A 14341-nucleotide genomic window follows, 5' to 3' on the forward strand; every position below is an offset into this window, starting at 1 on the left:
AAAATATCACTGCTATTAATTAAGAATATTTTTATCTCTTCAATTTTAATTAAAACCTAGGGAAGTAATTATTGCTAGTGCCAATGGCTTGGAATGAGCTAAATCCTAGCATTACTAAATAAGTGATCGAAAGGTCCAATGACAAACTATTAACAATTGAAATCACTTCAAGGCACCTTATTGTGCCATTTGAAGATTTTCTTAAGTTTAAAATTCCCCTAACAAAGTTCTGGAAATTCTATTATATAATCAGAGAATAAATAATATTTTAAAATTCAGTTTGACTTGCAGAGACAAAAAATCCCCAAAACAAAATTGTATTGGGGACTTTTTAAGCGAATAGCTCAGTTTATTTAGTCAGGGTTTCAACTTTTACTCCTCCCAACCACCACCTAAGGCTCTGTAAAGGCTTACTATACTTTGTAATTGCTGAATTTTCAATTCAATATAATCAAGCTCAGAGGCAAGTGAATTGGATTGGCTATTGATCACATCCAAATAATCTGCATAACCTACTTTAAACATGGTGTTGGCATTATCCACAGATCTTCTTTGGACCAGTACCTCATCGGTTTTTAATGAAAGTTCCTCTTTCAAGGTTTGGTATTCATTAACCAGACCCAAAACTTCCAGGTATCCACCCAAAACAGTTTGTTCATAATCATACAAAGCTACCTTCTGTCGGGCTTTGGCCGTTTCATAGGCAGCTTTGATCCTGCTTCTATTGAATACTGGAGCTACCAAACCTCCGCCAAGTTGATATATTGTAGATGCGGGATTTAAGAACAGTTTACTAAACTCAAAAGCATTGTATCCGGCCATTCCATAAAGGTTGAATGTCGGGAAAAATGCCGTTCGAGCAATACCTACTTCTAGGTTATTTGCCTGCAAAGTTTGCTCAGCTGCCCTTATATCTGGGCGCATGGTTAGAAGGGTAGATGGTAGCCCTATCTCCAATGCTGGAGGCAAGACATTGACCTCTGACAATGATTCCCTTTGAATATTTTCAGGGTAAGAACCAATAAGGTAAGAAAGGTTTAATTCTGCTTGTTTCAATTCTCTTCTTTTTCTTACAAGAATTCCTTTTGAATTCAACATCAAGGCTTCAAACTGATCGATAGACAATTGACTTTCTTTACCGGCATTTTTTAGGCTTTTACCTAGTTCAAAAGCTTGTTCTTGGAAAGCAATATTGGCCAATAAAGTTTCAATTTCTTCATCCAATCCGATAATGTTGTAATAGTTTTTAGCTATTTCTGCAATCAACCAAGTACGGGCAAGGTTACCCATTTCTACTGAAGACATGTATTCAGACAAAGCCTGCTTTTTACGCATATTTAATTTGCCCCAAACGTCTAATTCCCAGTTGAACTCAGCTCCAATCATAAAATCTGTATATGGTTTAGGAATTCTTTTATCTTCTGGAACAGTAGAAGAAAGGTTGGTGTCATCATTACCTACACCATCCATGGTGTAATCACCGAATTTCCTAACACTACTTCCGGCAGTAAGATTGAGTTCAGGCAATTGCCCCATTTTTGCTCGGGATAAAGCTGCTCTTGCGATCCTGATATTCGCCAGGGTTTTAGCAACTTCCTGATTGTTTTCAAGGCCTTTTTCAATCAATCGATTTAGATGCTCATCAGCAAAAAAGGATCTCCATTGTACCATGGCTAAATTGGTACTGTCCCCTTCTAGTTGGGTGCCTTGGTAACTTGATGGTGGCGCCTTGATATTTTCCAAAGAGGCTTTTTCAACCTTACAGGCTGTTAGGCTACTTATCACCAAGAGGATTAATACGATATATTGGTATGAATTTCTGTTCATGATTTTGTTCAGTTTTAGAAACGATGGCAGGAATAAATCCGGCCATCGTCACTTCCTTAGGATGTTTTAAGATCAGTAGAATTGATCACCTTTTCGGTAACAGGAGCTTTATCTGGCTTTTTGTTTAAATAAGCAGAAAGAGATTCAAAAGCCACATACAAACCTGGAATTAATATAATTCCTACAAAAGTACCAATGAACATACCACCTGCAGCTGCTGTACCAATGGTTCGGTTACCAATGGCTCCGGCTCCACTAGCCAATGCAAGAGGAATTAGACCACTAATAAAGGCAAATGAGGTCATTAAAATCGGACGTAACCTTTCTACTGCAGCATGTACTCCGGATTCCAAAATACCCATACCTTTTTCTCTGGATTGAACGGCAATCTCAATGATCAAGATGGCATTTTTACCGAGCAAGCCGATAAGCATTACTAGAGATACCTGAGCATAAATATTGTTTTCTAACCCTGTAAGTTGCAATAGGAGAAAGGAACCAAATATACCTGCAGGCAATGACAATATTACCGGAAGGGGTAGGAGGTAACTTTCATACTGTGCAGCTAGCAACAAGTAAACGAATACCAAACAGATCAGGAAGATGTAAACCGCTTGATTTCCGGATGCTATTTGTTCCCTTGTAATTCCAGACCAGTCAATGTTAAAACCTCTAGGTAGTGTGGCGATGGCTGTTTCTTCCACTGCTTTGATGGCATCTCCACTTGAATAACCTGGAGCGGCATCCCCATTAATCATGGCAGAGATAAACATGTTATAACGCGTTAGTTGTTCTGGTCCATAAATCCTTTCCAAGTTTACAAAGTTGGAATAAGGGACCATCTCACCAGTGTTGTTTTTCGTGTACATTTTCAGCAAGGATTCCGGATTAGTTCTAAATTCCGGAGAAGCTTGAAGCATTACCTTGTACATTTGGCCAAACTGGATGAAATTGGAACTGTAATAACTACCGATAAAACTTTGAAGCGTTTCCATGGACTCTCGAATATCCACACCTAGTTTTGCAGCTTTGTCGTGGTCTACTCTTAGAATATACTGAGGGAAAGAAGGATCAAAATTGGTAAATACATCCTGTATTTCAGGTCTTGCCCTTACTTCATTTAGAAAATCTTCTACTGTGGAGGCCGTAAATGCCAAATCTCCACCCGTTCTGTCTTGCATCTGCAATTCAAAACCTGAAGCATTACCAAATCCAGGAACTGGAGGTGGTGCAAAAAACTGAATGGAAGCTCCAGTAATATGAGCTGTCCTTTCTTGGTATTTGACGATAAGGTCATTTACATTCTCTTCACGGTCATCCCACCCAACAAGGTTGATCATGCCCATACCATAGGAGGCACCGGCAGTTTCGGTAAGTAGACTGTAACCTGCAAGGGTCGATATGGTCTCCACTTCGTCAAAAGGAAGAATTGAAGCCTGTACATCGTCCATTATTTGCTGGGTTCTGTCCATAGTAGAACCTGGAGGTGTGGTCACATTAACGTAAATCATGCCTTGATCCTCATTTGGAATAAACCCTGAAGGAAGTATGAATGTCATACCATAAGTGAGAGCAAAAAACAAGATTAAAACACCAAAGGTTAATGACTTACGCCCAGCTGTTTTACCAATTAACTTGGCATATTTACCTGAGAAACCGTCATATTTTTCGTTGAATTTGACGAAAAACCTGCTTAATATATTCTTTTTGCCTTCATGATGAACTGGCTTCAAGAGTATACTACACAAGGCTGGAGATAATGTAAGGGCGTTAATACCTGAAATCACAATAGCGATGGCTAGTGTAAGTGAAAACTGCCTGTAGAATATACCTACCGGACCTGATAGAAAACTAACAGGAACGAATACAGCCGACATTACCAAGGTAATAGCGATAATAGCGCCTCCAATCTCCTTCATAGCAGCAAAGGTTGCATCTTGGGCATTTAGGCCGTCATCATGCATTTTCACGTGAACGGCTTCCACCACCACAATGGCATTATCCACCACAATACCTATAGCCAATACCATTGCAAACAGGGTGAGCATATTGATCGAAAAGCCAAATAAACTCATGAAAAAGAATGTTCCAACCAGTGAAACTGGTACGGCTATGGCAGGAATAAGTGTAGATCTCCAATCCTGAAGGAAGATGAAAACGACAAAGGACACCAATAAAAAGGCTTCAATTAATGTTTTCACCACCTCGGATATTGAAGCATCTAGGAATCGAGATACATCATAGGAGATATTATAGGACATGCCTGGAGGAAATGACGATACCTGCAATTCAGCCATTTTATCCTTAATATTCTGGATTACCTCTCTAGCATTGGAGCCTGGTCTTTGTTTGATCATGATGGAGGCAGAAGGCTGACCATCCGTCATGGATACCATATTATAATCTTCTGAATCAAATTCTACCTCAGCAACATCTCGAATTTTCAATAACGAGCCGTCAGGAAGTGCTTTAAGGGTGATGTTTTCATAATCCTCTTTTTGGTTGAATTTACCAGTGTATTTCAATACATACTGAAGTGCTTGCGGGTCTCTGTCTGAGCTAATCCCTGATTTACCTGGTGCGGCCTCTACGTTTTGACTTTGTATAGCTGCACTGATGTCTTGGGGAGTTAGGTTGTAAGCCACCATTCTGTCAGGATTTAACCATATTCGCATGGCATAATCCCTATTTCCCATAATTTCGGCTCTACCTACTCCATCAATCCTTTTTAATTCAGAAAGGATGTTTATATCAGCAAAATTGTATACAAATTTCTCGTCTTGTGAGGTGTCGGAGGTGATAAGGTTAAGGTAAAGCAACATGGAGTTGACTTCCTTTTCTGTCATTACACCTGCTCGAATAACCTCCTCAGGAAGTTCATCAACTACGGTTGCCACTCTGTTTTGAACGTTTACAGCGGCTTGGTCTGGATCTGTTCCTACATTGAAGAAAACAGTAATGACAGATACACCGTCATTGGTGTTTACAGAGGACATATAGGTCATTCCTGGTACACCATTGATGGCTCTTTCCAAGGGCGTGGTAACTGCTTTGGTAATAACTTCCGCATTCGCTCCACGGTATTGGGAAGTTACAGTAACAGATGGGGGCACAATTTCCGGGAATTGTGTTACGGGTAATCCGAACAGCGCTAATAGTCCAAGCAAGGTGATCAAAATCGAGATCACCGTCGAAAGGATAGGCCTTTTTATAAATAAATCAAACATGCGTAAGTATTTTTAACCTTTAAAGGTTTAGGTCCAAGGATTTGTAAATTTCATCTTCCCCAACTGGGTTTGTTTTTACGGTAACATCATCTTTCAATAACTGAATACCTTCTAAAACAACTTTATCATTGGGTTTGAAATCCTGTGCTATATAAAATAGCCCATGTCTTCCCATAGGTCTGAAACTACGTACGTTTACTTTGTTTTCACTATCGACCAGGTATACGTAATTGTATTCCTGAATTTCGAATGTTGACTTTTGAGGAATTAAAAACACATCATTCAACATGCTTTTCATCTGAACTTTACCACTAGCACCATGCTTGATCAATTGATCAGGATTTGGGAATCTTACCCTTAGTGCAATAGAACCTGTACCTTGTTCAAAATCCGCTTCCATGGTTTCTAATTTTCCTTTATAAGGATAAACCACACCATCTGACATGATAAGAGAGATTTCTTCTTGCTCTTTTTGTAGGGTTTCTTTGACTTGCTGGTTCATTTGCTCATTGTCTGAACCTTTGTCTAATTCACCCCTCATAAATTCCAGGTATTCATTTTCAGTAATCCTGTAATAAGCGAAAATTTCACTGATGTCAGTAATATTGGTTAGTAAATCACCACTTTTCACCAAACTACCAGTTTTGTAAGGAATTCTATCTACAATTCCATCAAAAGGAGCTTTTACAGTGGTATAGGATAGGCCAACCTGTGCATTTTTTAACATTGATTCAGCCTCCAAAATGGATGACTGGGCCATGTCTTTTTTCGATTGTGCCAACTCTAACTCTGACTGAGAATAGATCTTTTTGTCTACAAGAACTTTGAGTCTTTCAACCTCTAAAGTGGCTGATTTCTCTTCCGCTTTTGCCTGCATTAGCTTGGCTTTTGCAGAATTTACTAATTCATTGTATTCAGCAGATGACAATTGAAACAATGGTTGGCCCTTTTTTACACTTTGTCCTTCATCAACGTATATTTTTTCAACAAAACCTTCCACTTTAGACCTTACTTCAACAAATTGAATGGCCTGGAGGTCGCAAACATAAGTTTGTGGAACTTCAATACTTTTTGGCGAAAGGGTAAAGACTGGTACTTCCAGGATTTCCGCATTCTTTTTGTTTTTTCCATTACCCTCACTACAAGACACGGTAGTAAAAACAATACCAGCCAAATAAAGCATCGTGATGACTGTTCGGTATTCCAAAAAGGAAGACCTGAACCATTGGTTTTTGTTCAACATTTCTTTTGAATAAAGTTAAAATTTCAATAAAGTGATAGTATAGTTTTCGAGTAAAGATTTCTATGAGAAACTCTATAGGAGATCTTACTGGATTATTAAGGGATGTTCTTCTGACAATTGTTACGATATATTAATTATACCGTAAAGTTTGGCTTCTTCTCAAGGTGCATTATTACAAATCACCAAACTGATGATTCGTCTAAGTTGCTCAAGAGAAACCGATGTGCAGATTCTTTTGGGGATATTAATGGTTGTTATTATAAGGGTTTTGAAACTATTTTCCCTCAAATAAAAAGTGGGTAATAAAGCGTTTTTTTGTGGTGAATAATTTGAAAAAGTTCTAGTAAGAGAAGTGGGGAAATCTAAATAATCATAATCCAGCATTCCAATTTCGAATTCTGGTGAAGGGAAATTGTACATGGCTTTTTCTCCTTCTGCAACAGAAAGACTAATTAAAAAGACAGCCAGTAAATTGGTTAAAACAATCCTGTTTAAAAACGCCCCTATGTTGTATTTCCCAATTTTCACAGCACAAAAATAGAGAAAAAATTTTAGAATGGCTGACCGCTTACAAAAGCAAATACTACCTTGATACAATTAAATCGTCAATTTTAATGGTTTTTCTTACTTTCTCCTCAGCTAAATTAAGGGCAAATTTGTTTTGGAAATAAATGTTTTTCGATTTTTTTTAGGGGAGTTTCCGGGCCTTTCTGTAGGTAGAAAATGCTTGTTAATTCTTTCAGTTTTGATAAGAAAAAAAGCAAAGCATTGGTCAAGAAGGAGTATACAGGAAAAAGTATAAAGACCTATTGGCTTTGATAAAATTAAAGCTGGGTTCATATAAGAAGGAGCAAGAGTAGGCATAGTAATCGCCCTACACTTGCTCCCGGTTTGGGATTAGCTTCCCAGCCATATATAAATCAAAATCGTAATAATGCACAATCCAAGGGAAACTGGTTTCGCGTATCGCCAAGGCTTCATTTCCAAAACAGGAGGCCTTTTGACAAAGGTATTTGGCTTTCCTGGAAAGTAATGACTGACAGCAAGCATAACCAATATGTTTATCACAAACTCTATGGCCCAAATATGGATAAAGTGAATGCCGGAATCAAAAATAAAGGTAGTTAAGAGGTAAAAGGACAATCCAGTGATCAAACCTACTTTAGCTCCATTTGCGGTAATCTTAGGAATGAAAAATCCGGCAATTAGAATGGATGCGATAGGGATAAAAAAGATGCCATTTAATTGTTGCATCAATTGGTACAATCCTTCAGGCGCATTTCCAACAAGAGGAGCAATCATAATTGCAAATACAGCCAAAACCAGAGAGCTCAAACGACCTACACGTACCAGTTTTTTGTCATTAGATTTTTTGTCCAATAACTTTTTATATATGTCAAGACTGAAAATGGTAGCAGCAGAATTCAAAACACTATTGAATGTACTTAAAATTGCCCCAAGCACCACAGCTGCAAAAAAGCCTAATAAGCCTAGGGGCATTATTCTGGTTAACAAAACCGGATAAATAAAATCTTGATTGTCATAATACTGATCACTGTAATAATAATAAGCGATAATACCTGGTAGTACGATAATCAAGGGTATGAAAATCTTTATCACTCCTGTATATAGCAAACCTTTTTGGGCTTCAGCCATATTCTTGGCACCAAAAGCCCTTTGAATGATCGTCTGGTTCATACCCCAAAAATACAATTGGTTGATCATCAACCCTGTGAAGATCGTGCTAAACGGCAATACTGAATCTGCTTTGCCTATAACATTGAATTTCTCTGGGGCATACTCATACACTTTTTGGATACCCTCCAATACATTGCCATCTCCAATATCCCAAAGTGCGAGAATTGGCACCATTAAGCCTCCAATCAGTAAGCCTATGGCATTGATAGAGTCGGAGAGTGCTACTGCTTTTAAACCTCCGAAAATGGCGTAAATGGATCCTATTACACCTATTGTGACTACCGTAATCCAAATCCCTTCTGACCTGCTGACATTTAATACTTCTGAGACATTAAAAATACTTTCCAAATTAATTGCACCTGTATATAGTACAATTGGAAGCAAGGTGACGACAAATGAAATCATTAACAATAAGGCCACAATTGTTTTTGTGGTGCTGTCATATCTCTGTTCCAGGTATTGCGGTATGGTCGTCAATCCCATTTTTAGGTAAATGGGTAGGAAGTAAAGCGCAGCAATGACCAATGCAATAGCACTGGTAACCTCCCAGGCGATAATGATCATCCCATTTTTATAGGCAGAGCCATTTAAACCTATAAGATGTTCAGTTGAAATATTGGTAAGGATCATCGATCCTGCAATTACTCCACCTGTTAAAGATCTGCCTCCAAGAAAATACCCGTCTCTGGAGCTGATGTCATCCTTTCGTAATTTATACCAAGAAAAAATTGCAACAAATAATGTAAATCCTACGAAGGTAATGGCTGTGAGCATAATATATAATTAGATTGCTGCCCAGCTTAAGTTGGGCAGCAATCAAGGTTTGGGTCTATTGTAAAAGGCAATTAAAATTTCAAGGTCGCTGGAAGGTATTTAGCAACCAAGTCTTCATAATAAGGTCTTAGGGCCTTGGCGTCTGGTGGAACGGGTACCTTTGAGTACAGGTCATAAGGATTAAACTTGTCTACCCACTTAAACATTTCCCTATCATGATCACTCATTAGGTGATCATAGGCATTTTCCCTATGCTGGGCATAAAAGGAGTGGTAGCGAACCATGTATAAAGCTGGTTCTGGCAGGTGGTCTTTGACTATATGATATAGGTATTCATCATGACCCCATGACATCATCACATTGTCCAATCCAGTGTTTTTCTCATAGATCCCATATTTGGTATTGTACCTCTGGTCTTTGCTATCAGGGTTTGCCTCGAAATACTCTGGGTATACAACCTTATCAGAATGCTTACAGCCTACAGGAAAGGTGTCACCAACTACTCCCCATTGTGGTTCATCAAATAGGCACAATACTTTGCCCAAATCATGTATAAAACCAGTAAGAACAAACCAATCTGGGTGTCCATCCGCTCTTATTGCTTCAGAGGTTTGTAGCAAGTGTTGAAGCTGATCGAGATTGGTGTCAGGGTCAGAATCATCTACGAGTGTATTAAGGTAATCGATAGCATCCCAAAAAGGCATTTCCTTTTTATCAAATTTGAGAAACTCATCTTGTTTTTTTGTAACAAAATCAACGGTCTGGTATTGGTGGTTTAAGCGATAAAATTCCTTGACCGTTGCTACTCGTTCAGAGTCGTGGTAATTACGGTAATCCGCTTTGCTTTTGGCCTCTTCAGACTTGGGCTTTGGGTACCTTACTTTCAAATCAGCCTCCCAATCCTCAATATTATCTAGTGGGGCATTTTCTTTATCTGTCAATTCCTGTCGCATGAATTATAGGTTTATTATCAGTGCGTTAAAGTTAGAAAAAACAAATCAATGTTTAATCCAAAATTATATTTTCGCTTTAAATTTAACGAAATTTTAGCTTTACTGCTTTGATTCTAGCTTAAAGTTTCTCTGGGTTCAGTACCTGCTAAGCAATTTACGGGGAGTCGATGCGTTTTTTAGGAAATCTTGACGGTCTGATTCAGTCGCCACTCAAAGCTTCCTTTATCATTTTTAGGGCTTTTGTATTTGTTTCGCTATCCGTTTTAATTTCAAGAAGTTTTGCATTTATTGAGGTATGGAAAAAATCGCTTAGCGCGGTCTGAAGTTCTTCCATATTTTGTGCTAAATGATATTGGAACCCAAATTCCCTTGCCAAATTAGACCCATCTAATTTCTGATGAGTTTCAAAATATTCAGCCATTTCTGGTAATGCTGCAGGGCCATCTATCATTCTAAATATGCCTCCCCCATGATTATTGAACAGGATAATTCTTAAATTGGGTAAGTTGTATTGATGCCAAAATGCATTCCTGTCATAAAAGAAGGCCATGTCTCCGGTTAATAACACAACAGGTTCTTTCGTAGTGAAAGTACAACCAACAGCAGTACTGTTTGATCCATCAATTCCACTGGTACCCCTATTGCAAATTATTTCAAGGTCATCTCCACTTAAGCCTAAAAAGTTCACATTCCTTATGGCCATACTGTTGGCAATGTGGATTTTCCCATAGTTGGGCAGTGATTTTAAAACATTATCAAGCGCCTTCAACTCACCAAAAGGTGCTTTTTCAAGCATTTTGGGTAAAATATTTTTAATGGACTTATTTTTCTTTAGCCATTCGTTTTCAAAAACTGAATCTACTGCTTTTGTCTCTTTTTGAAAGAAATCTAAAAAGGTAGCGGGATGCAACCTGATAATTTGGTTCAAATGTTGAAAAGTATCTGGTACTTGACCCTGTGCTTGGATATGCCAGTGGGCTGTATCGCTTTTCCTTAAAAAGAGTTTTAAAGCTTTAGAGATAATGGATTTACCGAAGCTTATCATTAAGTCCGGAGCAATTTCATAACTAGTCTTGCCTAAAAAGAAATCATGATGCTCGATTGTACATTCCTGAGACATGTTACTGATCACATCTGTGACAACCACTGCTTGGTGATTTTCAGCTATTGTTTTTAATAATGTCCTAATTTGTTTGTCAGGCCTTTGTTGTCCAACTAGGATAAGTATTTTTCGGTACTTTTTTAATTCTGTTATAACTTGAATTACACTTTCTTCCTTTAATGAAGTACTGGTCTGGTGCTGATCTAGGTCAGGTTCAAGGTCTGTGATTTCGAAAGGATACTGTTCTTCTTGGTTAGGGTAGAAAGGTTCCCTCAACGGGATGTTGATATGTACCGGTCCCATAGGTGCCTCATGGGTAAGGTTAATAGCTTCTTTGGTTATTCTTTTAGCATGCCAAAGTTTGTCAGGATGTAAAACCTCGTCAGGGAAGACATAGCTGGATTTGATAAAAGCACTGTATAGATTGTCCTGGCGAATGGTTTGTCCATCCCATTGTTCTATCCATTCCGGGGGCCTGTCGGCAGTTAAAACCAGTAGAGGAATTTGCTGGTAATAGGCTTCGGCTATCGCTGGCCCATAGTTCAAAGCCGCAGAACCACTTGTGCAGATTAACACTACAGGTTTATTGCGTTGCTGGGCAATTCCCATTGCTATAAATGCTGCTGACCTTTCATCGGGAATTATCCTACAATGGATGTCGGGATGTCGGATAAATGCCAGAGAAATAGGTGCACTTCGTGAACCTGGCGAAAGTATGGCTTCAGTGATGCCGCTATTGGCACATATAGAGGCTAGGTAAGTAAGCTGGGGAAGTATCAAAATTACTATTGGGTTTGAATGAACTGGCCTATAATATTACATTTCATTTCTGTCTCTTCCCATTCTTTTTCCGGTACTGAGTCTTCTGTAATCCCTGCACCAGCAAATAGCAAGGTTTTTTTATTGTTTAATTTTGCGCAACGGAGGTTTACAAAGAGCACGGTTTCCTCATTCATGTTAACAGGACCGATAAAACCTGAGAAATATTCTCTGTCAAAAGCTTCATGTCTTTGAAGAAATTCCATCGCTTTTTCCTTTGGCATACCACATACAGCAGAAGTAGGGTGGAGCAGGGCTAGCATTACACTTCCTAGTTGGGGGAAGTTTGTGTTTTTCATGTCCACCAAGAATTCAGACTTGAGGTGCAATAAGCCTCCAGCCACTGTAGTTTTAGGTCCGATCTCGCTGTATTCCCTAAGCCGGATCTTCTTGAAGCAGTCGACAATATAACGGCTTACCAAGGCCTGTTCTTCAATTTCTTTTTGGGTCCATGCTGCATTCTTAAGAGGATCTTCTCCTTTTGCTTTTTGAGTACCAGCCAAGGCCATGGTATAGAATTCGTCTCCTTTTGTTTTAATCAAAGTTTCTGGACTCGCACCAATCCAAAGACCTGTTTTCTCACTATAAAAACAATTGATAAATGCCTTGGGATAAATTTCACATAACTTTAAAAATACGGAGGCAAGGTCGAAATCTTCGGGTAATTCAATATGTTTTATTTTTGCAGGAACTACTTTGTACAAATCCCCCGAATTAATTGCTTCAATCGCTTTAGTAACTGTTGCGATAAAGCTGGATTTGGTCGTAGTTGAAGTATTAGCAGTGGATTTTACCTGCGATTTCAAGATGAATTCTCTGATTTCAGCAGCAAGTTCTTCCTCCTTGACATCAGCTACCTCTGGTAATTCTGTGTTTTCGGATTCTTCAGGTGCCTCATTGTTAAGGTGGAAAGAATAGTAGCTGCTGGCTTTTATGTAAAGCGGTGGATGTTGTTGGCTGTTATTAAAGGGGTGAATCATAAATCCTGGAGGGAGAAGATCTAGATCCTTAAGTGGGCCATCGTAGCCGTCAGGGTCTTTGTCGGTGATGCTTTCTACCTTGGATGAACCAGGCTTGCGCCAAACGGCTATAGAAGCATTACTTCTAAAAGCATTGACAAAAAAGGAAGAAATAACAAGCTCTTTGGAGGCTTTTAACTGTGTGTTGGTGGCTTCCATAGTCTTACTTTTGTAAAATAGCCACAGTTAATCGGCTGATGCATGAAAGTTTTCCTTTATCATCTGTAATTCTGATTTCCCAAACCTGGGTTTTTCTTCCAATATGAATAGGTGAAGCTTTACCAATAACTTTGCCCTCCGTCACAGACCGAAGGTGATTGGCGTTTATTTCCAAGCCCACAGGGGTTTGTTTTTCCGTATCCAGTGTCAACATTGCAGCAATAGAACCTAAGGTTTCAGCCAAAACTACATTGGCTCCACCATGTAACAATCCCATGGGCTGTTTGGTTTTATTGTTGACGGGCATTTCTGCTACTACAAAATCATCTCCTACATCTGTGAATTTGATTTCTAAAAAACCTGACATATTGTCCTCTCCTAGACTATTTATGAAATCCAGATCGGGTTTTTTCTTAAATACCATGTTATATGGGATAAAATTTTTTTCTTTGAACCTTGAACCAAAATTAAGGAAATCTTGAGGACTAAAAAAATATATGTTGTAAGGCATGGACAAACTGACTATAACCTCAAGGGGGTAGTGCAGGGAAGTGGTATTGATGCACCTATTAATTCCACGGGAAGATTACAGGCAGCGGCTTTCTATGAGGATTTCAAAGGCATTCCATTCGACCATATTTACTTTTCAGGACTGATCAGAACCAAGCAGTCAATAGCTAAGTTTTTAAAACCAGAAATTCCACAAGAGCAATTGGTGGACTTGAATGAAATTTCTTGGGGGAACTATGAAGGTTTGCCAATGGACCATAATGAAAACCAGTATTATCTGGATATGCTTGGCAGGTGGTCTTCTGGTGAGTTAGGCCATAAGATAGATGGGGGGGAATCCCCTTTAGAGGTAGCAAAAAGATTAAATCGTGCTTTTCAGTATATCCTTGGGAAAGGGGGCGAGAACATTCTCGTTTGTATGCATGGCAGAGCCATAAGAATACTTATGACGGTTGTGTTGGGCTATGATTTAAGGTATATGGATGTATTTAGACATGAAAACTTATGTTGTTACGTCCTGGAAGAAAAAGAAGATGGAGGGATTTATTTGGATAGCTATCATCCGTCTCCAAGCATAATGAAGGAGGATATTGAATAAAATTAATTGGTTGAATTTTTCCCCTGGTTGTTTTGACCTGAAGAGTCTGAGAGTAGTGATTTAAAATTTTTTCTACTTACATCCAGGTCTATAATTCTAAAGGCAACTTCTTCAAGTGCCAATTCTTTGCTTACAGATACTTTCACAATGGCTTTGCCCATTTCACAAACAGTCCAATCTGCAAATGGTACAGTTACCAGTAATGCAGTTTCAGAGTTGCCCGAATAAAGTTTGGTATGGAAGGTGCTTGAAAAATTCAGCTCCATGATGCTGGGATTTGCTTGGTGATAGGCAAGCTCATCCTTGTCAAAAATTATCAAAAAGGTCTTGTCAGTTCTCTCTTTTGCAAAAGAAAGAACTGTAAGGATACATGCGGTTAGAACCAAAATTACCTTTTTCATAGAATCGTAAT

At 38.7% G+C, this 14341-nt stretch carries 11 protein-coding genes; 1 reads left to right on the plus strand and 10 read right to left on the minus strand.

The genetic code is table 11. The features are described from left to right. Nucleotides 1-372 precede the first annotated feature (372 nt). The 9 genes from CA2015_RS15405 to CA2015_RS15445 form a co-directional block, all read right to left on the minus strand. Nucleotides 373-1827 (minus strand): TolC family protein, encoded by a 1455-nt coding sequence (locus CA2015_RS15405; protein ID WP_048642698.1) that lies wholly within the window; start codon nucleotides 1825-1827, stop codon nucleotides 373-375. A 56-nt stretch (nucleotides 1828-1883) separates the two neighbouring features. After that, nucleotides 1884-5054 carry an efflux RND transporter permease subunit gene (locus CA2015_RS15410; RefSeq protein ID WP_048642699.1) on the minus strand — a complete coding sequence of 1057 codons (3171 nt, stop codon included), beginning with the start codon at nucleotides 5052-5054 and terminating at the stop codon, nucleotides 1884-1886. 19 nt (nucleotides 5055-5073) lie between these two features. Further along, complete coding sequence (locus tag CA2015_RS15415) at nucleotides 5074-6297, minus strand: efflux RND transporter periplasmic adaptor subunit (RefSeq protein ID WP_084011807.1); 1224 nt, start codon at nucleotides 6295-6297, stop codon at nucleotides 5074-5076. 159 nt (nucleotides 6298-6456) lie between these two features. Continuing rightward, on the minus strand, nucleotides 6457-6825 hold the full coding sequence (locus tag CA2015_RS15420; RefSeq protein ID WP_048642700.1) for a hypothetical protein: 369 nt from the start codon (nucleotides 6823-6825) through the stop codon (nucleotides 6457-6459). Nucleotides 6826-7194: 369 nt separating this feature from the next. Beyond that, entirely contained in the window at nucleotides 7195-8769 is a 1575-nt protein-coding gene (locus tag CA2015_RS15425; protein ID WP_048642701.1) for a solute:sodium symporter family transporter, read from the minus strand. 71 nt (nucleotides 8770-8840) lie between these two features. Continuing rightward, nucleotides 8841-9722, minus strand: coding sequence for an inositol oxygenase family protein (locus CA2015_RS15430; RefSeq protein WP_048642702.1), 882 nt, complete (start codon nucleotides 9720-9722; stop codon nucleotides 8841-8843). A 199-nt stretch (nucleotides 9723-9921) separates the two neighbouring features. After that, complete coding sequence (menD, locus tag CA2015_RS15435; protein ID WP_048642703.1) at nucleotides 9922-11604, minus strand: 2-succinyl-5-enolpyruvyl-6-hydroxy-3-cyclohexene-1-carboxylic-acid synthase; 1683 nt, start codon at nucleotides 11602-11604, stop codon at nucleotides 9922-9924. 5 nt (nucleotides 11605-11609) lie between these two features. Beyond that, nucleotides 11610-12821 (minus strand): chorismate-binding protein, encoded by a 1212-nt coding sequence (locus tag CA2015_RS15440; protein WP_048642704.1) that lies wholly within the window; start codon nucleotides 12819-12821, stop codon nucleotides 11610-11612. A gap of 4 nt (nucleotides 12822-12825) precedes the next feature. Beyond that, nucleotides 12826-13245, minus strand: a complete 420-nt coding sequence (locus CA2015_RS15445; protein WP_048644562.1) for a hotdog fold thioesterase — start codon at nucleotides 13243-13245, stop codon at nucleotides 12826-12828. A 54-nt stretch (nucleotides 13246-13299) separates the two neighbouring features. On the opposite strand from CA2015_RS15445, the gene CA2015_RS15450 reads away from it, so the two are divergent. Next, the gene (locus CA2015_RS15450) at nucleotides 13300-13929 is read left to right on the plus strand and encodes a histidine phosphatase family protein (RefSeq protein ID WP_048642705.1); all 630 of its coding nucleotides are present in this window, start codon (nucleotides 13300-13302) and stop codon (nucleotides 13927-13929) included. 2 nt (nucleotides 13930-13931) lie between these two features. Here the strand turns inward: CA2015_RS15450 and CA2015_RS15455 are convergent, their stop codons facing one another. After that, entirely contained in the window at nucleotides 13932-14330 is a 399-nt protein-coding gene (locus CA2015_RS15455; protein ID WP_048642706.1) for a hypothetical protein, read from the minus strand. Between the last annotated feature and the right edge of the window lie 11 nt (nucleotides 14331-14341).

The sequence above is a fragment of the Cyclobacterium amurskyense genome (assembly GCF_001050135.1).
GTDB classification, from domain to species: Bacteria; Bacteroidota; Bacteroidia; order Cytophagales; family Cyclobacteriaceae; genus Cyclobacterium; species Cyclobacterium amurskyense.